14 protein-coding genes are annotated in these 24093 nt (G+C 55.9%); 9 read left to right on the forward strand and 5 right to left on the reverse strand.

Going from position 1 to position 24093, the window contains the following annotated elements; all coding sequences use genetic code 11:
* Positions 1-9 precede the first annotated feature (9 nt).
* The 4 genes from Q371_RS04095 to Q371_RS04110 are packed head-to-tail and all read left to right on the forward strand — an operon-like array spanning position 10 to position 9759.
* Entirely contained in the window at positions 10-1749 is a 1740-nt protein-coding gene (locus Q371_RS04095; protein ID WP_034336429.1) for a hypothetical protein, read from the forward strand.
* A gap of 2 nt (positions 1750-1751) precedes the next feature.
* Positions 1752-3446, forward strand: a complete 1695-nt coding sequence (locus Q371_RS04100) for a hypothetical protein (protein ID WP_157442504.1) — start codon at positions 1752-1754, stop codon at positions 3444-3446.
* Complete coding sequence (locus Q371_RS04105) at positions 3443-8623, forward strand: DNA translocase FtsK (protein WP_034336435.1); 5181 nt, start codon at positions 3443-3445, stop codon at positions 8621-8623. Before Q371_RS04100 ends, Q371_RS04105 begins: the two co-directional genes overlap by 4 nt.
* Complete coding sequence (locus Q371_RS04110) at positions 8620-9759, forward strand: cysteine desulfurase family protein (protein ID WP_034336437.1); 1140 nt, start codon at positions 8620-8622, stop codon at positions 9757-9759. Before Q371_RS04105 ends, Q371_RS04110 begins: the two co-directional genes overlap by 4 nt.
* Here Q371_RS04110 and Q371_RS04115 read toward each other — a convergent pair.
* The 3 genes from Q371_RS04115 to Q371_RS25295 form a co-directional block, all read right to left on the reverse strand.
* Positions 9756-10898, reverse strand: coding sequence for an HNH endonuclease (locus Q371_RS04115; protein WP_051963202.1), 1143 nt, complete (start codon positions 10896-10898; stop codon positions 9756-9758). The two genes, Q371_RS04110 and Q371_RS04115, sit on opposite strands and share 4 nt — an antisense overlap.
* Positions 10899-10910: 12 nt before the next feature.
* Positions 10911-11138, reverse strand: coding sequence for an ATP-binding protein (locus tag Q371_RS26825; RefSeq protein WP_342668498.1), 228 nt, complete (start codon positions 11136-11138; stop codon positions 10911-10913).
* A 96-nt stretch (positions 11139-11234) separates the two neighbouring features.
* Positions 11235-13214: a sensor histidine kinase gene (locus tag Q371_RS25295; protein WP_051963204.1), complete on the reverse strand. Its 1980-nt coding sequence runs from the start codon at positions 13212-13214 to the stop codon at positions 11235-11237.
* Between the two features lie 330 nt (positions 13215-13544).
* Here Q371_RS25295 and Q371_RS04130 point away from each other — a divergent pair, with 330 nt between their 5' ends.
* On the forward strand, positions 13545-13913 hold the full coding sequence (locus Q371_RS04130) for a hypothetical protein (protein WP_157442506.1): 369 nt from the start codon (positions 13545-13547) through the stop codon (positions 13911-13913).
* 149 nt (positions 13914-14062) lie between these two features.
* Here Q371_RS04130 and Q371_RS04135 read toward each other — a convergent pair whose 3' ends face one another.
* Positions 14063-15343, reverse strand: a complete 1281-nt coding sequence (locus Q371_RS04135; protein ID WP_034336446.1) for a hypothetical protein — start codon at positions 15341-15343, stop codon at positions 14063-14065.
* Between the two features lie 188 nt (positions 15344-15531).
* A complete protein-coding gene (locus tag Q371_RS04140) occupies positions 15532-16299 on the reverse strand; it encodes a DeoR/GlpR family DNA-binding transcription regulator (RefSeq protein WP_034336449.1) in 768 nt (255 codons plus the stop codon).
* 231 nt (positions 16300-16530) lie between these two features.
* Here Q371_RS04140 and ptsP point away from each other — a divergent pair, with 231 nt between their 5' ends.
* The 4 genes from ptsP to Q371_RS04160 all read left to right on the forward strand — a co-directional run bounded on the left by ptsP (position 16531) and on the right by Q371_RS04160 (position 24045).
* Positions 16531-18990 (forward strand): phosphoenolpyruvate--protein phosphotransferase, encoded by a 2460-nt coding sequence (gene ptsP, locus Q371_RS04145; protein WP_034336453.1) that lies wholly within the window; start codon positions 16531-16533, stop codon positions 18988-18990.
* Positions 18987-19937, forward strand: coding sequence for a 1-phosphofructokinase (pfkB, locus tag Q371_RS04150; RefSeq protein WP_034336592.1), 951 nt, complete (start codon positions 18987-18989; stop codon positions 19935-19937). The genes ptsP and pfkB overlap by 4 nt, the downstream gene beginning before the upstream one ends.
* Positions 19938-19947: 10 nt before the next feature.
* Entirely contained in the window at positions 19948-21723 is a 1776-nt protein-coding gene (locus Q371_RS04155) for a PTS fructose-like transporter subunit IIB (protein ID WP_034336456.1), read from the forward strand.
* A 342-nt stretch (positions 21724-22065) separates the two neighbouring features.
* Complete coding sequence (locus tag Q371_RS04160) at positions 22066-24045, forward strand: PA14 domain-containing protein (protein WP_034336459.1); 1980 nt, start codon at positions 22066-22068, stop codon at positions 24043-24045.
* The last annotated feature ends 48 nt before the right edge of the window (positions 24046-24093 follow it).

Consider the following 24093-nt stretch of genomic DNA (forward strand, 5'->3'; position numbering starts at 1 on the left):
GTGCCCTGCATGAACCCTTTTGTGACCCACCTCAACCGCTACACCACCGCTTCCCCCGAGCACGAAGCCGCCTTTGATGAATTCACCTCCAACACCGCAACCGATGGCATTGAACCTCTGGCCCTCAGAACCGAAGTGGGGGAAAGGCTGTTTCAACTGTTCGATCAGGACCGTCCCCCTGCGGTGATCCTCACCGGAAATGCTGGAGATGGCAAGACTTACCTGTGCCGCAAAATCATCGAGAAATTCACAGGTCGAGATTTTCCCGGCTGGGACCGGGACGCGGTCAAGCAGGATTTTGACCGGAATGCGCATCCCCTCAGGGTGATCAAAGACCTCTCTGAAATGGGGGTGCAGTCTTCGGAATCCATCCTCAAAGGTTTGCACCGCCGTTTGCTGGGCGCACCGTCCATGCCCTTTCTGATTGCTGCCAACGAAGGGCGATTGCGGGCACAACTGGCCTCTTTGGGCCTCCCCGAGTTGCAGGCCGAAGTGGACCGTCAACTTCAGCAGGGACCAGACCCGAGAAAAGCCGTCCTGATCATCGACCTGAACCGGATTCCCACCTCTGGGTACATCCCGCAGGTGCTGGACTGGATGACCGAGAGGCCCAAATGGACCGCCTGTGGAAATTGCGCTGCCAGAGCGGACTGCCCCATCCTGCACAACGCCACCCAGCTTGGCAAAAGCACGGTTCAGAAAAGGGTCTTGCGGATGTATGAACTGCTGGAGCATCTGGAGCATCATGTCACCATCCGCGATCAACTGGTGCACATGGCCTTCACCCTGACCGGAGGTTTGACCTGCCAGAAAGTCAGGCAACAGCAAAAACACCAGAGCGAGTGGCGCGCCAAGGCCAGAAATTTCGCTTATTACAACAACCTCTGGGGTCTGGAAGCCACCGAAACCTTCCGCAAAAAGGCCACCGCCCTCAAGCTGATGGGACGGCTGGATGTGGCCACCCAATCGGTGTTTCAGGTGGACCACTTCATCATCAGTGACCATCAGGCCAGTGGGCACCCGGCCTACCAGCAGGTGTTCGCCCCTGCCATTGATCTGGGACACACCCTCTTTCATCAGGAGAGGGAAAGTTATCTTCTTGGAGATCATTTGGAGAAGGCCGTGGATTTTGTGAAAGGCTGGCTTCCCCATTGCAGGCGCAAAGTCTTCTTCGAATGGCACGATGAAGAAGCGGTCCTCAGCTTGCTGCCGTTCCAGCACCTGTCCAGTTACCTGAAGTTGCTGAAAGACCCCAAAAATGCACGCATGGAATGGCCGGTGCGCAAAATGGTGCTGGGCCTCAACCGGGCGTTCTCTGGGCTTTTTGTGCAGGAAACCGACCACCTGTACGTGACCTCCCATTACGGTCAGGGGGCACGGACCAGCATTCCCATCATCCGGCAGAAAATTCCATTCGAGCAACTGGATCTGGAGGTGCAGCTCCCAGAGCAGTCTTTTTTGCCTGTCCAGCCCCAGATGACCTTGAACATCACCAATGTGAAGCTCAGCCCGGATCCGGTGCGCTGGAAAGTGAATTTGCTGCGTTTTGAACATGTGATGCGCAGGGCGTCCGGAGGAACCGCCAACGTGCTGGCCGAGGAATGCGATCTGGACATCCGCCACCTGAAAGACGAATTGCTGACCCGCTTCCAGAGCGCACCCTCGGGAGAGCAGATTGAATTTTTTGCCCTGAGCCATGCGGGTTACCGTCCAGAGCGGTTGCGGCTTCCCCGGAGTGTGGAGGGATGAACATGCATTGGTATGGCAATTACGAAAACGGCCCAAAACAGTATCCGGTGAGTGCCTACATCTGGGGCCACCGTTTTCGCATCGGGCAGGACCCCATGGAGTATCTGCTGGAATTCCTGAATGTGCTTTATGGTTTTGATTACCAGCTTGGACGGGGCATCCGAGAACATGAAGAGCAGGACCGCAGAACCCTCGGTTTCAAGAAAGCCACCCGTCTGGGACTGCGCCGCTTTGTGTTTTACTCGGCCACCGAGAAGTCCAGACACCCCAGAGACGACCATGCGCTGGAACGTTTGCTGGGCAAACTGCGCCAGAGCGAACTGGTGAAACTCAATGCTCTGGGCACCGAAGCAGACAGCGGATTTGATGCGGTGGAATCGGCCAGGTCTTTGCTGAAGTCGTTCACTGCGGTGGAAAGCAACCGCTCATGGTTTGCACGGGCGTTGTTTCCGGCCCACGAGTCTTTGCTGTTCTGGGAGGCCCTGCGCAAAAAGGCCAAAAGCCAGCACCTCAACCCGGATGAAGCCGCTGAAATTGAAGACCACGAATTTGACCGGGGCATGGAATTCACCGCAGCCAACTTTTTTGTGCGTGGAGGACAGCTGTATTACCTGATGCTCTCTGCAGGCACCCGCGAAGATCCCAACTTGGCCTGCTCCATCACCTCGCGCCTCAAATTCCTGATGAAAGAAAGCCAGCCCAGCATCGGAAAACTGGCCGATTTCATTGATGGACTCTGGCATCCTTCTGCAGGCAAAGAAGACTGGGAAGAGGAGGACACCGAAGAAGGCAGTCGAGGAAACGGCTACCTTGGCTGGATCCCAGAGCCCAATTCGGCTTTCTTTCATTCGATGGCCTGCGATGTGAACCAACTGCTGCATGCCGAACTGGACGCCACCGAACTCTTGACCCTCTTGTCTTACCTGATGGCCTTCCAGATCACCCAGTACATTTACCACCGTTCACGGGTTCACTCTGGCAAAGAAGGAAACCTGCCCCATCTGCTGGTGGACCTCCTCGAAAACAGCCGGGACAGCAGCCTGAGGCGGGCGTCGGCGGTGCAATTTCGGGAGCAGGAAAGCCAGATCCGGGTGGCGGTGCAGTGCCATTTTGAACAGGAGTTGCAAACCCTGTTTCCCGGAGGGACCGGCTGGACGGACAACCTTGCGGCGTTCATCCAGCATCTGGGCGACCACTATCCAGTGTCCAAGAAAGAACTTTCCGGTCACCAGATGGATCTGGAATCCCGTTTTAGCAAACTCACCGGTGACCGGGGCATCGAGGCCCAGAGGAAGCTCTTTCAGGACAAGCTGGAGTCCCTCCTGATGAACGACTTCAACAAGAATTTTGAAGGGGTGCACCGAAAACTCGCCAAGTACTGCGGTTTTGTGGCCCCTCTGGTGGGCAGTCCGCAGCGCTATGTCCTGCAAAACAGCTTGCTCAAAACCCTCGTGTACGCCAACCTCGGGCCAGCAGACCGCATGGAGTTCACGGATTTTCTGGACCTGCTCTTTGAGAAATACGGTCTGGTGGTGGGCCTGAGGCAGGCCAGAAACTCTGGCCTCTTCGAGCGTCACCGCCTGAACGCCGAATACTACGAAAACAATCAGGCGGTTTTGTTGCAGAAATTGAAAAATGCCGGGCTGGCCTTTGAATATTCGGATGCCACAGCCATGGTGCAGGGAGGGCAGGCATGAACACCATCACCCGTGCGCTGGTCAAAGCCATTGAACATCAGGTGGTTTCCGCACAGAGCAAATCCCGCGGGTTCATCAAAATCGAGGGGTTTGATGACAGCACCTATCTGGAACTGCTGCAAGCCCTCTCAAACATGGGTTTTGTGCTGGGAGGGAAACCCATTCAGGTCCGGACCACCAGCCCACTGCCCGGTTTTGAAGGGCAGTCCGTGGAGGAAAACCGCTCAGCAACGTGGTACCGCAACCATGTGCAGCCCGATGAGGTGCTGTTGCTGGTGATGAACGTGCCCACGTCAGACGCCCAGAGCCTCAAAAACATCTTCACCATCGATGAGGCGGCCCTGACCTCGGGGAAAACCGATGGAGGTCTCAGGCAACTTTTTGGGGCGGCTTTCACGGACCACCAGCTCAGCCCCGAGGACATGACGGTGCTGACTTCCTTCCTGACGCGTCTGGAATCCCTGCGTAAACCGCAGTTGCGGGACCTGTCCAGTTTCCTGACCGGGGTGCATCAAGCCCTGCTGGAAAACCGTGGCATGACCTTGCAAAAAGCCATTGCCCGATCCTTGCCTTTTCTGGGCCTTTTCCGCTGTGAGAGCCAGCATGAGGTGATCGGCACAGCCAAGCAGGACCGCCTGCTGAAAAGCATTTTGCAGGTGGCTTCTCTGGGCTCTGAGCACATCGAACCCAGCAAGCAGCGCAGCCATCTGGAACTGATCGAACAAAACCAGTTCCATTTTGAAGACGAGAGCGCCTCTGGTGGCCTCAATCCCGAGCAAAAAGCCACCACCCTCCGGCGTTTTCTGGCCGAGCCCCTTCATGGCCCCGAGTTGCTGTCTGCCTTGCAACTGGACTGGGATGAGGTGCAGTTTGCCCTGTCCAAACGGGCCAAGATCAACAAGAAAGATGTTCGGCAAAACCTCGCTTCAGACATCGAGCTGGCCCTGAAAGAACGGGATGTCCGTCTGGAAAACCAGAGCGACGCCCTCAGAAACCTGTTGCAGGATTTGCAGGAAGGCAAAGCCCCGCAGGTGGAAGACATCGAACAGGTGCTGGATGATCTGGCAGACGTGCTGGACAAAAAAATCTTGCAAGCCCTGCGCAAGGAACGGGGCAGCCGCAAACGGGAAGGCAAAGATTTTCCCATCGAGGTGACCCGTTGCGCCATGGACCTCCTCGACCCCACAGACCGCTCAGACGAACAGAACCCCGTCCTCAAAATTGCCTTCAAGCCAGAGAAAGGCAAAAAAGAACCTTCTGCCCGGGCTTTACAGACTTTCCGTGCCCTGTACGGTCACATTGCAGAGGCCTTCCCCATGATCGAATGGGACCTGAAAAAGCTCTGGGAGATCACCCCGGAGTGGAATGAGGAAATGGACCCCAAAGACCCTGAACCTCCTCGCTCTGAATTGCTGTTCAAAGTGGAGGCCCGAGGCCAGACCATGGATCTGGTGTGGGTGTACGAGCCTGAAGATGTGAACGCCACCATCCACCAGCAGCTTTTGCACACCATTGAGCACCAGCAGATGTGCATTCCGACCTACGGCATTCCCGGCACCACGGGAGGGCAGGGCATCGATCTGGAGCAACCCCTCAGAAGCCTCGGGAATTACGCTTCCAGTGCAAAGTCCATCGATGTGCCTTTTGTGCAGGAGGTGCTGGGTCGGCAGTATGGCCTGCACAATGCAGGGGCTCTGGACCTTCAGGAGGCCATGCTCCACCTGCTCGACCAGTGGAAGGCTTTTGTGGGCCTGACCCTGCAAAACGGGTTGCAACGGGTCAACGTGTACCGCCTGCTGGAGGCTTACGAAACCTTGCTGGGCCTCTGTCACCTACACCTGTCCCGGCACACGCTGGCGTCCCGGCTGGCGTTTCCGCTCATCAACCGGGCATGGATGGTGCAGATCGAAGACCGCAGCGGTCAGTGGGTGATGCCGTTTTTGCATCCCCTCAAACTCCACTGGTGGATTGAGCGCAACCACCAACTGCATGCTCTGATCTGGAAACTGCTGGATCCCCAGAAAGCCGTGGAAGCCGTGGATTTCAAGGCCATGCGGGAAGATCTGGACCGGCTGTATGCTTCGGCCAGTTTGCCTGCGGTTTTGGCACACCAGCAAGAAGGATCGGTCCATTCGGAATATTTGGTGTCCATGCAGGAACACATGGGGTACAGCCTGTATGCGCCGTTGCAGGGACTTCAGGGATCACGCCGAACCGACACCCGAGCAGATGCCCAGATGGCCACCCGTTCCCTGATCAAGGTGATCGAAGATTACCTTGAAACCTACCCTTTCGTACGGGATGGGGTGGAGGTTTACCTTTTGCAGTGCAGCAACGCTGCCCTTCCGGGTGTATTGGCCGATGAACTGCTCAAACTTTCTGCCAAACGGGGATGGAACCTGAAATTCAACCTCACCGTGCACACCCTCGACAATGGGGTGGCCCTGCACCAGCAGGTGAACGAATGGACCGTTCAGCACGAGGAACAGACCCTGCCTCTGGCTGGAAGTTATTTCCCGGCAGTGAACCTGAGGGTGGTGCAGGGACCGCTGCTGGAAGTGCTGCAAGGTCTCAAAGAAACCGATCTGGCGATCCTTGCCGATGTGCTCTCAGAGAAAGGCCAGAGGGTAGAGGACACCAGTGACGATCCGACAGAATTGCTTCCCCTCTCTGGGTATGTTCCCCAGTTTGCCAGCCAACCGTTGCCGGTGAACCGGCAGGAATTGGACCGGGTGGTGGACCTCACCTCCCGATGGAAAACCGGTCTGCTGCTGGATTTTTACCGCATGCAGGCCCTTGTGCACCACCGTGGACGCAAAATTCAGGGGGAGGGCCTCGACTTTCAGTTGCGCATCACCCTTGAAAACTGGGACCGTGAACTGAGGCAACTCCACGAACACTTCAACTGGGTGGTGTGTTACGACACCACCGTGGACCGTTATCTGCTGGAACAGAATTTCCCCGAGGCGGTTCAGGTGATCCGCTACTCTCTGGGGCTCGGTCCATTGAAACAGCACAAAATGACCGTGTCCTCCTCACGGCAGGTTCGGGAAGTGGTGGTGCGCAGACTGGGAAGCAACCTCGGGCACCAGTTGCTGCCCGGTTTTCAAGCACACATCCTCACCCAGCTTGCTGCGGCAATGGTGGACCATGCGCGGGATGTCTCTGGGGACATCGTTTTGCGGGCTGCGGGTCCCGGAGCCTACCTGAACGAGATCATCGGACTGGTGACCGCCCGTTTCCGCATCGAGCAGGAGCTGTCCGGTTTGCCAGAGCAGGTCCAGATGCAGACCTGGCTGTACCTCGATGATTTCCGGCACTGGTTCAGGGACAAGATGCCCGACTTGCTGCATGTGCGCCTTCACCACACAGCCACCGGGCAGGTGAAACTGTGCATGCGGGTGGTGGAAACCAAGTGCGTCAGCACCGACCATTTTGACCGTGAAGCCCGCGACGCCGAAGTGCAGGTCACCCGTGGCACCGAACGCATCTTGCAGATCTTCAAACCCCACAAAGTGCATCTGGACCATGCGTACTGGTACAACCAGCTTTATCAAGCACTGGCTGGAAACATGGAAATCACCGGACGGGAACTTTCTCTCTGGGAAGCTTTTCGCGAAGCCTTGCGGGCTGGACGTTTTGAGCTGGAGGTGCAGGGCCAGACTTGGATTTTCTGCCACAACGGGCAGGGAAACCTGAAACTCGCCGAATCCAAAACCCTCAAACAGGACTTTGAACCGCTGCTTGCCAGCCAACTCGGGGTGAAGTTCACCGCCCGTCACTACAGTCGCACTGCCTTGCGGGAAGCCCTGCGTGAAATGGCCAGCACCCGGCACATCGAGATTGCCGACGACCTCTGGGAACAACTGGAAAAAGCACCAGAACCAGAGCAGTCCCCACCTGAACCCGTGTGGGCATCTGAGCATGAAAACCTGCCCATTCTGATGACACATGAAGCGGTTTCTGTCTCCTCGGTGCCCTTCAAAGCCACCGAAAGCGCGGTGATGGTGATGCCTCCACCAGAATCTTTGCCCATGACCCTTGATGAGGCTCAGGAACCTGCAAATCCTGCACAGGAGCGTTTGCAGGTCTGGCTGGAAGAGCAGGCCCGCAAGCTTCAACGCCTGCTCAGGGACTACAACCTCGGGGTGTTTCCGGTGAACCCGAAAGAAGCCGATGTGGGGGCCGCCATTGTGCGCTTCAAGGTGCGTTTGCGGCCCGGAGAAGACCTCGCCAAATTGCAGAAGCAGGCTGTGAACTTGCAGCGGGAAATGGCCCTGCCTTCGGTGCCGTTCATCGACAATGTGCCTTCCACGCACTTCATCGGGATTGACATTCCCAGAGCAGAAAAAGAAACCATTCCCTTTTTGCCCCACCTGGAAAACCTTTCCGCAGGAGGTCCCGGCACCCTTCCGGTGGTGCTCGGGCAGAAACCCGATGGAACCATGGTCACAGCAGACCTTGCCACCTTTCCGCATTTGCTGGTGGCCGGGGTGACCGGCTCTGGGAAATCGGTGTTTTTGCGAAACCTGCTGGTGTGCCTGACCGCCAAACACACTCCAGAGCAGTTGCAATTGATGATCGTGGACCCCAAACGCACCGATTTTGCAATGTTCGGCGGATTGCCCCACCTGATGAATGGAAACCGGGTGCTGTTGGACGCCAGAGAAGCGCAAGAACGCCTGTTGGCCCTGATTCACGAGGAGATGCCCCGTCGGCAGGACATCATCGGACAGGCACGGGTGTTCAACATTCAAGAGTACAACCGCAGGTTCCCCGAGCAGGCCCTCCCGATGGTGGTTGCCGTGATCGACGAGTACGCCCAACTCCTGACGGTCATTCCCGATAAGGAGCGCAAAGCCTTCGAGCAGGACCTGATGAGCCTTGCACAGGTGGGGCGCGCACTCGGGTTGCACCTGATTCTCGCCACCCAGAGGCCCAGCACGGATGTGGTGACTGGCGTGCTGAAGGCCAACCTGCCCACGCGCGTTGCCCTGAAAGTCACCACCAGCATTGACTCCAGAGTGATTCTGGACCAGCCCGGTGCAGAAAATCTGGTGGGGCACGGAGACATGCTGTATCTGGAAGCCTCGGGCAAAGTCACCCGCTTGCAGGCCCCATTGATGTCTTCAGAGGAACTGGAAGCTTTCCTGAACCGCATGAGGGGTGAAGCATGACCAGTTATCTGGATTTCAGTGCCTCCACCCCCTGCGATGAACGGGTGGTGCAGGCCATGCTGCCCTTTTTTACGAATCATTTTGCGAATCCTGCCAGCACCCTGCACCTTCCGGGCAGGCAAGCCAAAAATGCTGTCGAGCAGGCCAGAGAACAGGTGGCAGAGCTGCTGGGTGCATTTTCCAGCGAAATCATCTTCACCAGTGGAGCCAGCGAGAGCAACAATCTGGCCCTCCTGGGGGTGGCCCGAAAGCACGCAGGAAAACGCCGAAAAATCCTCACCACAGCCATCGAGCACAAAGCCATTTTGAACCTGAAAGACCCTCTGGCCAGAGCAGGCTTTGAACTGGTGGTTTTGCCAGTCACTCCCACTGGACGGTTGGATCTGGAGGTCCTGACCTCCCACCTGAACGACGAAGTGTTGATGGTCAGCGTGCAAGCAGCCAACAACGAAATTGGGACCTTGCAGGACATTCCCAGCATCACTGAGATGGCCCATCAGGTGGGAGCTTACATGCACACCGATGCCACGCAGTACATCGGACAACTTCCCTTGGATGTGATTGACTGGGATGTGGATTTGCTGTCGCTCAGTGGACACAAACTGTACGGTCCCAAAGGGGTGGGGGCACTTTTTGTGCGCGGAGGGGCCTCTGGCATTCCTCTGGAACCGCTGATTTACGGCGGAGGTCAGGAATGGAATTTGCGTGCTGGAACCACCAACGTGCCCGGTGTGGTGGGTCTGGGCATGGCTGCCCGAATCATGCGCGAAGAGGGGAGGGCCATTCAGCAACACCTGCTGACCCTGCGTGCACGGTTGCTGGATGGTCTGTCTGACATTCCTGACCTCCATTTTCATGGAGATCCAGAGCACATCCTGCCCGGTGTGGTGAACATGCGTTTGCCACAGGACAGCGAAATCCTGATGGCCCACCTGCAAAGCTACGCCCTCAGCAACGGTTCGGCTTGCCGGACGGGTGCACTGGAACCCTCATATGTGATTCAGGCTCTGGGGTGCTCTGTTCCAGAGGCTTACCGGGCCTTGCGGATTTCTCTGGGACGCACCACTTCGGTAAAGGAGGTGGACCTTTTTGTGCAGGACCTGAAGAGGGAAGTGCTGGAAAACCCGGTTTTTTAAACCATCACCCTGAAACGCTCGGCTTGCCTGAAATCTGCCACCTGCAAACTCATGTGGGTGACTTCGGAAGCCAGACGGTCCGAATCCCACGCAGACAGACCGAAGCGTTTCAGGGCGTCCCTTTGGACCTGACCTCCCAGACTGTCCACCTCCCGATAAGCATGAAACAGGTGACGCAAACGGGACTCCACCAGAGCCCGATCTTCTGCATCCACCATGCGCGCCCGTTTGACATGGCGGTTGAATTGCGGATCGGCAGGCAGCAAATTCCACCATTCGTTGATGGGCAAAATCGAGACGGGAATCAGGTGGTCCACATCAAAATCATCGGGTTTGAGGGGTTTTCTGGACCATGGACAACGGGTGAGCATCCCTTCAAGCATCAGCACCCGGAGTTGATTGCGTTCATAAGACAGGCTGGTTCGCTCGGTGGGGGTGAGGGTCAGCAGGTTGAAAGCATCTCCAGTGCTGGAAGGCTCGGATCTCAGGTCTCCCACAAATTTGGCCCACTCCTGCAAGGTCAGTGCCCCGATCAACACAGAATTCTCTTGCAGCTCACTCCAGATTTCGGCAGGCACCGGAACACACACCTCCAGAGGGTGGCTCTCTGGAAAGGGCGTGACTTGCGTCAATTCCTGAAGTCTGGCCGGTTTTAAAAACAGAGCGTGGGATTTTCCTGCCCCTGAGAACTCGATGGGTTTGCGCACCGCCACCATGATGTCCTTGATGGCCCTCTGGTAGAGCATCCCGAGTCCCACAGCACTGTGTTGAGGGTCAAACTGGACCATCTGGTGCACCAGATGCCCACCAGAGGGATCGGAGCCCAGCAGACCTGCCGATTCCACTCTGGCCCTCAGGTCGGTCAAGGATTTGCGAAATGAAATGTCCTGACGGACCACCCCATCACGCACAGTGACCGGACCCTGCAAAACAGGATTTTGTGGATCACAAAACGCCCAGTAGTAAGACAGCCAGAGCTCAGCAATTTTGCGCAATGGGATGGCAATGTAAGGCTCTGGGACACGCAAGGCGCAATATCCGAGGGCCAGATCGTTGAGTGCACGCACCAGCGCAAATTTGTAGGTGTTGGTTTTGCTTTCCTGTCGGAGCAGGAACGCAAGCGTGCGACGGGCATTCATGCATTGATGGTATCAGGCCCACCCTTGCAGAAACCCAACTCTGGCAGAACTTCCGTCCCCATCCACCACTTCTGTCTCCACCCCGAGTTCACTTTGCAGGCGGATCTCCCCACCATGTCCTTCCACAATCCACTTCGCAATTGGAAGCCCGGTGCCGCCCGGCTCTTCCCCCAGCAAGGAACAGCCAGAGCAGAAGTACCGTTCAAACACCTTGGGCAGGTCTTCGGCTTTGATGCCAATTCAGGTGTCTGAGACTTTCAAAAGCACCCTTTCACCTTCTGCTTTGAGCCCGAGGGGCATGAGGGGTGGTAGACATGCCCCATGGACCCATCAAGATCAGGCATTCCCCACCGTGAATGTGAACGTGGCCCCCTCACCGACCTTGCCCACAGCGGTGATGTGCCCACCGTGACGGTGCAAAATGCGTTGCACACTGGCCAGACCCACCCCGTTTCCTTCAAACTCCGAAGTGCGGTGCAACCTCTGGAACACCCCGAACAGTTTGTTTGCATTTTCCATGTTGAATCCAGCTCCGTTGTCCGAGACGAAGAAAACCGTCCTGCCCTCCAAGTCGCGCTGCCCAAAGTGAATTTTTGCATTCGGGGTTTTGGCTGTGAACTTCCAAGCATTCCCGAGCAGGTTCTGCACCACCATCCGCAGCAAGGAAGGGTCTCCCACCACCGTCATCTGGTCTTCAATGGTGACCTCCACTTTGCGGTCTGGCTGAATGGTTTGCAACTCTTCGATGATGTCCTCTCCAAGTCTGGAAAGGCTGACAGGCACATGGCGCATCTCGCTGCGGGTGATCCGCGACAGGTGCAGGATGTCATCAATCAGGTGCCCCATGCGGTCACTGGCCTTGCGAATCCGGTCCAGATACGACTGGCCTTCCTGATCCAGTTTGTCGTGGTAATCTTCCAGCAAAGCCTGACTGAAGCCGTTGATGCTGCGCAAAGGGGTTCGCAGATCGTGTGAGATGCTGAAAGCAAAAGCTTCCAGCTCCTTGTTGGTGAATTCCAGCTGTTCGGTTTTGCGCACCAGATCCTGATTGAGGTCTCTGGCCCGTTGATCGAGGCTTTCATTCAGCCGTTTCAGGTCTTCTTCGGCCTTTTTGCGCTCGGTGATGTCTCGGGCAATCACCGTGAAAAACGTGCCATCAGGAACAGACCAGCGTGCCAGAGAATACTCCAGAGGAAACCGGGTTCCGTCCTGACAGATGCCTTCGCTTTCCCGGGAGGTGATCCCGGTCAGGTCAGGGTCCAGTGCAGGAGGGGACACCAGCAAATTCTGGAGGCCCAGTTGGCCTTGTGGGTTCAGCGGATGCCCGAAAAGCTGTGCGGCCAGAGGGTTCCATTCGATCAGTTGGCCTTGCCTGTCCAGAATCAAAATGGCATCTGCTGCCGTCTGGTTGATCGCACGGTATTTTTCTTCGCTGTTTCGCAATTGGTTGGCGGTCTGGGCCTGCTGGGTGTCGGAGTGGTCAAGGGTCCAGGACAGGGACCGCACCAGAAACATGAAAACCAGCACGTTGCCCACGGTCACCAGTGTGGCCCCCAACTCTGGGGTGAGCCACTGGTGTTGGATGCCTTCAAACCGCATCCAAGACAGCAGAATGGGTGTCAGGATGGCCGCAGGAAGCAGCAACCGCAGGGTTTTTCCACCCGAAGAAGGCTTCAGCAGCAACCACACCAGAGAGCTCTGGGGTTTGGAACACAAAAACGCTGTGCTGAGCAACATGAACAGCAAACTGGTGTTGAAGGCCATGCGAATGGAGGTGCCAAACAGGTTGAATTCTTGCAACCCGAACAGGTAGCCCAGCAAGGAGAGCAAGGCCACCGAAAACACCACAAACAGGGTTCTTTCGCCGATCCATTTGTGGGGGGCTGCCGGATGGTGCCACACATGAAAAGTGAGCCCCACCATCAACCAGTTGATGCCTGTGACAATGGGAATGGGCGACAACCCTTCTGCTGCGGGAGCGAGGGTGCGCTGCACCCACTGGATGACCTGCGGTTGACCTGAGAGGTGGGCCAGAACGATGCCGCTTCCCAGTGCAGTCAACAACCATGCGATGGTCTGCCGAACCTGTGGACCCCATCTTGTGTTCAGCAATGCGAGTGCCGTTCCACTCAGGAAGAATCCCAGAGAGGCCACAGGACCCATGGGGGTGGGGAATGGACCGGGGCTGCGCAGCAAGGGCACATCAAAAACCCATCCACAAAACACCAGAAGTCCAAGGAAGGCCACCAGCAAAGCCAGACCGAAGGCCAGATGCTGCACCTGATTCAGGGTTGAGGGTGCAGGGGAGAGCGGCATTCCATCACCTGCCCTGAATCACTCCAAAAAAATGCCATCAACGAAGCCATGTCAAATGAAAACATCGTTCACATTCTAAAGTCTCTGGAAGGCAAGGATGCTGTGAAATCCACCCCAGGTCAGCAAAGGCTGTTCTTCAAAAGCATTGCACCTTACATTGAGTTGTGCTGCATCTCTGAAGATGCAATGCAGGCAAAACAGATGATGGAATGCTGCGTTGTTTTGTTGATTGAATGGTTGAGGTGTGGTGATGTGCAGTCTTGTTGGAAACCTCTGGCATTTGATCCTCACTGGGGTCAAGTGTGAAGAAAATAAAGAGACTTTTTGTGGGTGGGTGCGTATGTTATTCAGGTGAATTACCGTGAACTGGATGACCATGAAATCAACCGTTTGTGTTGTGAACGTCTGGGTTTGCAACTCAAGCCCCACCTCTGGGAGCATGGTTCACGCTGGCAGGATGTGGCATGGTTTAAAGGCGAGACGTTGCTGGGCAAACCCAATTTTTTGTTGCAAGATCCCCTGCCTCTTTTGATGCTTCAACACCTTGAACAGCAGCACTTGCAGGAAAAATACGCCCAGATGCTTTACAAAGTGATTGGTGGATTGCATTTGCCCCAGTGGTTGTCCCTGTATCGGGTGGCCCATGCCACACCCAGAGAACGTTTGGAAGCTTTCTTGCAGGTGACAGAGCCTGCATGAAACAGATCCCATTTGGAGTTGTGTCTGTGGGATTGCAACCCGGGTTTGCATTTTTGTGGAAGACACACCTTCCTTGAAAAGATCTTGCTGGAATGCCAAACATCCAAATATGGATGTGAATGCTGTCACACTCAACATTCACATGTGGCTCAGAAACTCAAGGTGTAGCTGTTTCGGGTGTCTGCATCAAAGACATACAAAGCCCCAGACATGTAAATCACGAATTGGTTGGTGTCTGGAATGCTGGCAAGCACCTGCTGGTCTGAATCGCGGATGTTGGATTTCAGGGGACCGCTGGCGGCTTCCAGCAAAGTGCGGTTTCCGGTGGCAGCATCCACAAAGGTGGGGATGAAGTAACGCCAATCGTTGGCTGGTCCCTGTCCAACGGTCAGAAATCCGGTTTTCCCGAGGGCAAAACCGCCCAGGTACCCCACTTCAGCGTCGCCGCTGCCTTTGTTGCGGGCTTTGACTCTGGCTTTCAACGAGAGGATGCTGCGGTCTCCTGTCACGGGATCGTAAGAGAACAGTGCATTGCCGTCTGGGTTGGGTCCTGTCACCCCGTACATCTTGCCATTGGCGTAAGCGGTTTCCAGCATGATGGGATTCTGGGCCAGAATCATGGGGCCATCTCCTTTGACACTGGTCCCATCGCTGAAGTAACCACTGACCCAACTGCATCCCTGATGGGGTACGATTTTCAACAGTCCCAGTCCGGTGCCAGCAGGGTTGTTGTCTGCCAGCACATAAAAATTGCCTTTTCCATCGGTTTCAAAGCTCAGGCTCGGATTGACCCGAATGCCTTCTTTGGGGTTCAAACTGGGGCAGGTGGTGCGGGACAGTGGACCTTCTGGACCCCCTTCAATGTCGCGCAGGCCGCCTTTGTGGGTGTCATCGGCCCCTCTGGAAGCCCAGAGCAGGGTGCGGTCTCCGGTTTGCACGTTCACTTCTTGAAGTTCTGCCCTTCCACCAAAGCCGGGCACCCATGCGGCAATGTTGCCGTTGGGCAAAGGGCGAATGTTGCGCACGAACCCGAGGTGGTAGGCTTCGGTTTCGGTTCCGCCAGAGGTGGTGTATTTGATGGATTTGCCTTTTTTCTCACCGTCGGAAAACATGCCCGAAATCAGGGTGCGGTTGCCGGTTTTGAGGTCCACGGCAAGGATGGCTCCGAATCTGTCCATCTGGCCACCCAGTTCCACAGAGACATACAGGGTGTTGGTTTTGGGTTCAATGAACCCACTGGTGACGCGGTCAAGGCCTCCCTGTGCAAAAGTGGGACCTTCTCCAATGCTGCCAGCGTCCTGTGAGGAGCTGAACCATTTGCAGCGCATGTTGGATTTGTCGGTGGAGCAGTTGGTGTTGGGCAATTCAAGGGCCTGGGCACCAGAGAGCATCAGGAGGGCAAGCGGCAGCAGATGGGCAATTTTGGGCATACAAACGTTCCTTCAAATGGATTTTGTGCACATTTTTGATGGCTCAATTACATTACTTTTACATTTTGGTTTTGACAAGCCTTTCAAACCCCATCTGCCTTTGATGAACAAGATGAAGGTTTGCAGCTTTTGAATCGGTTGTGGTCCAGAAACAGCCTGTGAGAATGTGCGGTTTTGTGCAATTTTCTTCAGGGGGCCTCAATCACTTGCACCTGACGGTTTTGCATGACTGCACGGGCATCGTCAGGCACATGGTCAGTGATCCAGAGGTCCACTGCATCAATGGGTGCGAAAGTGGCAAACCCGAGGTTCCCCCATTTGCTCTGGTCAGCAATCAGCACCTTCTGGTTGCTGCGCTTCATGATTTCGGTTTTGAGCTGGGCTTCAATCAGGTTGGTGTTGGTCAGGCCACTGCGCTCGTGGATGCCGCAAGCCCCCACAAAAAACACGTCATAGTTGTATTTCTGAATCATCTGGATGGCGTCAGGACCGACCAGACTGAAGGTGCCCTGATAGGCTTCGCCGCCGATCAGGTACAGTTTGCATTCGCTGTGCAGCTCGTAAGCGATGTTGATGGCATGGGTCACCACATACACCGTGCGGGCCAGTTGGGGGTCCGCTTTGAGGGCCAGAGCCAGTTGAATGGCGGTGGTGCCTGCATCGATGTAGATGGTCTGACCGGGCTGGATCAGTTCTCGGGCTTTCAGGCCGATGCGCTCTTTGGGGCCTCTGGAAAGCTGCTGGCGTTCCTGAAACTGCATGTCCACGCTGTTGAGGGTGGCCCCTCCGTGCACTTTTTTGATGAGCCCTCTGGAGGCGAGGACATCCAGATCCCGCCGGATGGTCATTTCGCTGGTGCCGAACTGGCGGGCCAGTTCGCTGGTGCGACACGAGCCTTTGTCGACCAGCAACTTGAGGATGAGGTTGAGGCGGTCTTCGGCAAGCGGGAGGGTCATGTTTCCTTTGTATCAAAAATTGGGCTGAAATGTGCGGATTTGTGGTTTTGCTGGGGTGAAAGCCCACAGTCGTAGAGGAACCTTGTGTGAAAACATGGATTTGTTGCAAAACTCGGGGAGAAATAGAGGTGCGCTTTTGTGCATCCATCTTGCAAAGTGCACAGATTCGGACCTATAATCAAACAAAATCGAACAATTTCGAAAAAGTCCCCTCTCTGCCCCGAGGTTCCCATGCTTCAACTGAAACCCGAACACGTCCAACTGGCGGCCACAGCCACCGACCAGACCGACGCCATCCAGCAAGTGGCTGCCCTGCTCGTTCAGAACGGCAACATCGACCCACAGTATGCCAGCAGCATGCTGGAACGGGAAAAAACCGCCACCACCTATCTTGCCCATGGCATCGCCATTCCGCACGGCTTGCCCCAGCAGCGACACCACGTTCACAAAACCGGGCTTGCCGTGCTGCAAATCCCCGAGGGGGTGATGTGGGGGCCAGAGAAAGCCCACCTGTTGATCGGAATCGCCTCCCAGTCTGATGAGCACCTGGAAATCCTGCGTCGCCTGACCCGTGTGCTGGGAGAAGCGAACAAAATCAAACAACTGCACACCACCTCCAGCAAAGAAGACATCATCGAATTCCTGACCGGAAGCCGTCCCGAGCCCCAAGAAACGGTCTTGCCCGATTTTGCAGAAGGCTTTGACGTGGTGCTGCCCAACCCCACTGGAATGCATGCCCGTCCTGCCCGCAAACTGGTGGAACTGGTCACCCCCCATGAGGCAGAAGTGCGCATCCGTGCAGGAACCCGCACTGCAGATGCCAGCAGCATGATGGACCTGCTGGGTCTCGGGGCCAGCAGGGGAACGGTGTTGCATGTCAGTGCACAAGGCAAAGACGCAGCGAAAGTCCTGCAAATCCTCAAAAAAGAGATTCCTCTGGGCCTTGGTGACGACCTGACCCTGCCCGCACAGGACCAGAGCACCTCCCATCCTGCATTGCATTTTCAGGCCAGCAGTGGCATGCAGGTGCAGGGATTGGCCGCTTCGGTGGGGCTTGCCATTGGAGAGGTGTACCAGCACCGCACCCATCAGGTGAACGTGCAGGACACCGCAGGAGACCCCCTCGCTGAAACCGAAAAACTGCAGGAGGCACTGGACCATTCCCGCAAAGAACTGCTGGAGGTCATGGAAGGGGTGCGTCACCGCCTCGGGTCTGGCAAAGCCGAGATTTTTCAAGCTCAGGCTGCCCTTCTGGAAGACCCTGCCTTGATTCAGCAGGTGGTCAGCACCATGCTGCAAGGGCACGGGGCTGCGTGGGCATTCCAGCAGGTGCTGGACGAGCGCATCTTGCAACTGAAAAAACTCGATGATCCGGTGCTGGCTGCCAGAGCCGTGGATTTCAGCGACGTGAAAGAACGGGTGCTGGGACACCTGCTCGGGCAACAGGTTCAGACGGGTTTCAAACTGGACCGTCCGGTGGTCCTGATTGCCGAGGACCTCACCCCGAGCGACACCGCCATGCTCGATCCGGACCTGATTCTGGGCTTTTGCACTGCTGTGGGGGGACCCACTTCGCACTCTGCAATTCTGGCCCGAAGCCTCGGGATTCCTGCGGTGGTCGGGGCAGGCAGAGAAGTCTTGAGCATCCCAGCAGGCAAAGCCAGCATTCTGGACGGCTTCTCTGGAAAACTCTACATCGAGCCCCCGGAAGCAGACCTTGAAGCCGCAGAAACCGCTTTGAAAGGTTGGCAGGAAGAACTGGAAACCGCCAGAGCCGCCCGGCACCAGCCTGCCACCACCACCGATGGGGTGAACATCGAAGTGGCCGCCAACGTAAACCGTGCCTCAGACGTGCCTGCCGCTCTGGAAGGGGGAGCCGAAGGGGTGGGCCTCATGCGGACCGAATTCCTGTTTCTGGAAAGCGACCATGCCCCCTCCGAAGAAGAACAGTATCAGGCCTACCGCCAGATGGTGGAGGCCCTGAACGGCAAACCCCTGATCATCCGCACGCTGGACATCGGTGGAGACAAGGAAGTGGCCTACCTCGGGCTGGAAAAAGAAGACAATTCTTTTCTGGGCATGCGTGGCATCCGGCTTTGCTTCCAGAGGCCCGACCTGTTTTTGCCCCAGTTGAGGGCCATTTACCGCGCCTCACAGCACGGACCCCTCAAAATCATGTTTCCAATGGTCTCCACCCTTGAGGACTTCCTGAAAGCCCGCGATTACGCGGAAGGGGTGCGCTCTGAACTCGGTGCCGCCAGGGTGGACCTTGGCATCATGATCGAGGTCCCCAGTGCCGTGATGCTTGCCGAAGAATTCGCCGAAGTGGTGGATTTCTTCTCGATTGGCACCAACGACCTGACCCAGTACACCCTCGCCATGGACCGCCTGCACCCCCAACTGGCCCCTCAGGCAGATGGTTTGCACCCTGCTGTGCTGCGCATGATCGACCACACCGTCAAAGCTGCCCGCAAACACCAGCGCTGGGTCGGCGTGTGCGGAGGAATCGCCGGAGATGTGGAAGGGGCTCTGGTGCTCACGGGCCTCGGGGTGAATGAACTGAGTGTGGCTGCACCTGCTGTCCCCACCATCAAAGCCACCCTCCGCGAACGCAGCCATGCCGATCTGGAGCGTCTGGCCCAAAAAGCCCTGAGATGCAGCACCGCCAGAGAAGTCAGGGGTCTGTTGTGAAAGTGGTGACCGTCACCCTGAACCCGGCCATCGACCTGACCGTGCGGGCAGACCACCTGCAACTTGGGCTGGTCAATGCAGGCCACGACCTGCAAATGCACGCAGCAGGCAAAGGGGTCAATGTGGCTTCCATTCTGGCCGATGCGGGCCTTCAGGTGACCGCCACCGGTCTGCTCGGGGATGAAAACCCTGAAGCTTTCGAGCGGCTTTTTGCCCGCAAAGGCATTCAGGACCAATTTGTGCGGATCCCGGGCGGAACCCGTCTGGGCCTCAAAATCGTGGATGAAACCCGCAACCAGACCACCGACATCAACCTGCCGGGCATTCAGGTGTCTGAAAAAGACCTGCTGAAAATCCAGCACAGGATTCTGGACCTCGCAGAGGAGCACGACCTGTTCGTGTTGGCTGGAAGTTTGCCCCCCGGCATCCCCGAGGATTTCTATTTCCACCTGACCTTGGAGCTGAAAAAGCTCGGGAAGAAAGTGGTGCTGGACACCAGCAACAGTCCCCTGATGGAAGGCATCAAAGCCCTGCCTGATGGAGTCAAACCCAACCTCCACGAGCTTTCGGTGCTGACCGGGAAAGACCTGCACAATGCACAGGACGCTCTGGAAGCTGTGCAGCACTGGCGGGGTTTTGAAACGCTGGTGGTCTCGATGGGCGAACAGGGAGCCCTTTTCCTGAGCGCAGGTCAAGCGGTGCAGGCCATTCCCCCCAGAGTGAATGTCAAAAGCACCGTCGGGGCCGGGGATGCCATGGTGGCCGGACTGGTCACCGCCCTGTCCAGAGGTCTGGATCTGGAAAGCACAGCAAGGCTTGCCACGTCCTTTTCGGCAGGCAGCATCCAGCAGGTCGGAGCGAACCTCCCAGATCCTGCCACCTTACAGCAGTTGCAAGCAAACGTTGAATTGTTGACCCTCAACCCACAGGTTGAAGGTCACCTCTGAGGAGAACACCATGGCAAGAATCGTCGCAATCACCTCCTGCCCCACCGGCATTGCCCACACTTTCATGGCTGCCGAAAGCCTGCAGCAAGCCGCCAGCAAACTTGGGCACCAGATCAAAGTGGAAACCCGAGGCTCGGTGGGTGCCCAGAACGTGCTGTCTCAGGCAGACATCCAGCAGGCCGATGTGGTCATCATCGCTGCAGACACCACCATCGACAAAACCCCTTTCGCAGGCAAGAAAGTGGTCGAGTTCAGTACCAGAGCAGCCATCCAGAACAGTGCAGCCCTGATTCAGGAAGCTCTGGGAGGCCAGCAAACCCCAGCACCCACCTCTGCCTCACAAGCCCTGAACATTGTCGCCATCACCTCCTGTCCGACAGGTGTGGCCCACACTTTCATGGCTGCGGAGGGCTTGCAGCAAGGGGCCACCCAGCTCGGGCACCAGATCAAAGTGGAAACGCAGGGCTCGGTGGGCGCACAAAACACCCTCACCCCTGAAGACATCGCCAAGGCAGATCTGGTGATCATCGCAGCAGACACCAACGTGGACCTGTCCCGCTTTCAGGGCAAAAAGCTGTACTCCACAGGCACCAAACCCGTCATTCACGACAGCCAGAAAGTGGTGAACACTGCCATTTCTCAGGCACAGGTGCATGGGGCTGCAAATGGTGCCTCTTATGCAGACACTGTGGCCCGCAACAAGGAAGCCAGCAGCCAGAACCGCACCGGTGCCTACAAGCACCTGATGACCGGGGTCAGTTTCATGCTGCCTTTCGTGGTGGCCGGAGGACTGCTGATTGCGCTCGCCTTCGCTCTGGGAGGCATCAATGTCTTCGAGGAGGTCAACAAAGGGACCCTCGGGTACAACCTGTTTCAGGTGGGGGCCAAGAGTGCCTTTGCCCTGATGGTGCCTGTGCTCGCCGGGTACATTGCTTTTTCCATTGCAGACCGACCCGGCCTTGCTCCCGGCATGGTGGGGGGGATGCTGGCGGTCAGTGCAGGAAGTGGATTTCTGGGAGGCATCATTGCAGGCTTTCTGGCCGGATACCTCGTGCAATTCCTCAACAAAACCATCCAGTTGCCCAGAACCCTGCAAGGTCTGAAACCCACCCTGATCCTTCCCCTGCTCGGAACCGCCCTGACCGGACTGCTGATGATTTACGTGATTGGCACGCCAGTCGCTGCCGTGCTGAATGTCCTCACCGAATGGCTCAAAGGCATGAACGGCACCAACGCCGTGCTGCTCGGCTTGATCCTCGGGGCGATGATGGCCTTCGACATGGGAGGCCCGGTCAACAAAGCCTCGTATGCCTTCGCCACAGGACTGCTCGCCAGCGACATTTTCGGCCCGATGGCTGCCGTGATGGTGGCAGGCATGACCCCTCCTCTGGGACTGGCCCTTGCCACCTTCCTGTTCAAAAACCGCTTCACCAACGATGAGCAGGAGGCCGGAAAAGCCGCCGCTGTGCTGGGCATCAGTTTCATCACCGAAGGGGCCATTCCCTTCGCTGCCAGAGATCCCCTGCGTGTGATTCCCTCCCTGATGGCCGGTTCTGCTGTGGCAGGTGCCATCAGCATGGTCGCTGGGTGTGCCTTGCGCGTTCCTCACGGTGGGATTTTCGTGCTGCCCATCCCCAATGCAGTGACCAACCTGCCGATGTACGTGGTGGCCCTTGTGGTGGGAACTGTGGTGACGGCGGTGCTGCTCGGGGTGCTCAAGAAACCCTTGAATGCCGGTCCAGAACAGAAAACCCTGAATGCCTCTGGGCAGCAGGTCCAGAGCTGAGTTGTTGTTGATGTGCAAACCCCTTGTTGACCGACAGGGGGTTTTTCTTTTTGTCGGATTAGACCCTGAGACCTTAAGTGGCCACCTTGAATGATAAAGACATGATTAAAAAATTAGAATCATAAGAATTCTCCGGTGATTTCTGGTTGCTTTTGTATTCTGTCATTGCCAAACAGGGTGGCTCCTGACATTCACAAATGCAAAAAGTTTGATCTTGCAGTGCATTCAAGTGAACCCCATGTTTGCTGATTTTGTTTTGTAGGGAGGTGGGTGCACATCTAAAAAGCCATCAGTCATCAGTTTCTGGATTTCCCATTTCATCTTTTCAATGAGGTCACTTGAATGAAAGAAGTTCAAAAGTACGTCTTGCTCCTCGGAGCACTCGGGCTTTCTGCCTGTGGGATGTTCCAAACACCCACCAAGCCCACATCGCCCACCACCGAAACCACCCCCAACACCAACTTTGATGCCCAAGGCACCCCCATCGTTTGCACCAACCAGAGTGCAGGAGGGAACTTCCCTTACAACCTCAACGGTCCCCTCTGGCGTCAACAGTTCTTCCTGAACGACAACGGTACCCCCCTCAATTACTCCACTTTCAGCACCGATTTACCTGCAGTTGGCAACATCAGCATGAACCCTTACGTGTACAACTCCACAGGTGGAACCTATACCCCCGGCCCATGGATGTACCAGCACATTTATGCCCCCAATGTCATCCTCACAGGCACACAAACCAACGGGGCTGCTGCCAACAACATTGTGGTGACCGCCTCTGGCAACTATGGCCTGTCTTACAACGCCTCCTTGAAACAGTTTGACTTGCCGGTGGTCAGCAGTTCCAACAAATTCAAACTGTACGATGCAGCAGGCAACCTGCTCCCCACCGAATATGGAGGAAGCCAGACCTCCATGCCGTCCATCAATGGTCGGGTGCGGATTCCAACAGGGCAGAAAGTCACTCTGGAGTTCTATCTGGACCCCAACGTGCAATACCGTCCAGAGTTGATTTGGGCGACCTTCAAAGATGCCAGTGGAGTGACCAAAACCGATTGGGTGAAAGTCACCATGCCGTATCAGGAAGGGATTTTGAAGGTGAATGCTGCAACTTACACGGTGCAGGAACCCACCGGAATCAAGACCTACCAGAGTGCTGTGAACCCATTGCCGAAGTTCAAGTTTGTGATGCGAGGGTACAACAACTTGGTGTCCAGTGACCGTCCATTCTTGAACCGTCAAGGGATTTACTACACCTGGCCCAGCAGTGTGCCCTCTGGTAACTGGACAGCATGGAACCAGTTCATGGATGAGCGCAAGGACTTCGTGCTGAACTGGAACCTGTACGACCAGAAGGTGGGGAGTGCCAGTGTGGATGCCAGTGGAAACCCAGTGGTGAATGCTGCCACCGTAACGACCCCTGCCCAGTGGAACCTCGGGACTCCAGGGTATGCCAACGACAAGAACTGCATCAGCAAGACCTTTGCACCGGAGTCTGGAAGCCAGCAATGGTTTTCGGTGATTCAACCTGCTGCAACAGTGTTCTCTGGAGCAACTTTCACAGAAACGCAACAGGGTTTGAAAGCAGAGTATTTTGACAATCCTGACTTTACTGGGAAGCGTGTGGAGCGATTGGATTCCCAAATCAACTTCAACTGGGGTGGGTACAGCCCTGCACCGTTCATTTCCCCTGAGACGTACAGCATCCGTTGGAGTGGGAGCATTACACCTTCCTACTCAGAACAGTATACCTTCTATTTCACTGGTGGTTCAGGCATGCGTTTGTTGGTCAATGGTAAAACGGTGATTGATCAATGGGATGCTCCACTTTCTGTTGCGACTGGAACTATAACGTTGAAAGCTGGCGTAAAATATCCCATTGAATTGCAGTACCAACATCCATTGGGAAATGCACAAGCCATTTTGGAATGGAGTAGCATGAGCCAATCTAGAAGCGTAATGGATTCATCGGTTTTCTCTCCAATTCCAGTTTCAATTATCCCTGTATACAAACTTAGGATTGGGGCATATCATGAGAATTCCCAGTTTGTGAGTGTTTACTCGTTTATTTCTCATATTCTTAGTCAAGACAATGTGGCGCATTCGGGATGGAGTGGTTGGATTTTGCCAGAGAATGCGGAAATGAACAGGCTGAGCTGGTACTTGGGATTTGCAAAAGAAAAATACAAACTTTATGATAATTTGAGAACCGAAGATGGAGTATTTATGGGTACCGGATATATTTGTAGCGATCACAATGGCTCATATGGCTTAGGATCAAAAAATGGTAAATGTATTTATATTGATCTATTGGAAGATTTTTGACAAGTAACGCACTTTAGAATAAGTTGCCCTCTATAGAGGGCAACTTAT

Source organism: Deinococcus misasensis DSM 22328 (assembly GCF_000745915.1).
In the GTDB taxonomy this organism is placed as follows: domain Bacteria; phylum Deinococcota; class Deinococci; order Deinococcales; family Deinococcaceae; genus Deinococcus_C; species Deinococcus_C misasensis.

What these genes read in the sequence shown, in the direction of transcription:
- Q371_RS04140 (WP_034336449.1), bottom strand. Translation starts at nt 16,299, where the DNA reads ATGACCCTCCCGCTTGCCGAAGACCGCCTCAACCTCATCCTCAAGTTG.
- Q371_RS04095 (WP_034336429.1), top strand. Translation starts at nt 10, where the DNA reads ATGAACCCTTTTGTGACCCACCTCAACCGCTACACCACCGCTTCCCCC.
- Q371_RS25295 (WP_051963204.1), bottom strand. Translation starts at nt 13,214, where the DNA reads ATGCCGCTCTCCCCTGCACCCTCAACCCTGAATCAGGTGCAGCATCTG.
- Q371_RS04155 (WP_034336456.1), top strand. Translation starts at nt 19,948, where the DNA reads ATGGCAAGAATCGTCGCAATCACCTCCTGCCCCACCGGCATTGCCCAC.
- Q371_RS04160 (WP_034336459.1), top strand. Translation starts at nt 22,066, where the DNA reads ATGAAAGAAGTTCAAAAGTACGTCTTGCTCCTCGGAGCACTCGGGCTT.
- Q371_RS04105 (WP_034336435.1), top strand. Translation starts at nt 3,443, where the DNA reads ATGAACACCATCACCCGTGCGCTGGTCAAAGCCATTGAACATCAGGTG.
- ptsP (WP_034336453.1), top strand. Translation starts at nt 16,531, where the DNA reads ATGCTTCAACTGAAACCCGAACACGTCCAACTGGCGGCCACAGCCACC.
- Q371_RS04135 (WP_034336446.1), bottom strand. Translation starts at nt 15,343, where the DNA reads ATGCCCAAAATTGCCCATCTGCTGCCGCTTGCCCTCCTGATGCTCTCT.
- Q371_RS04100 (WP_157442504.1), top strand. Translation starts at nt 1,752, where the DNA reads ATGCATTGGTATGGCAATTACGAAAACGGCCCAAAACAGTATCCGGTG.
- Q371_RS04110 (WP_034336437.1), top strand. Translation starts at nt 8,620, where the DNA reads ATGACCAGTTATCTGGATTTCAGTGCCTCCACCCCCTGCGATGAACGG.
- Q371_RS04115 (WP_051963202.1), bottom strand. Translation starts at nt 10,898, where the DNA reads ATGAATGCCCGTCGCACGCTTGCGTTCCTGCTCCGACAGGAAAGCAAA.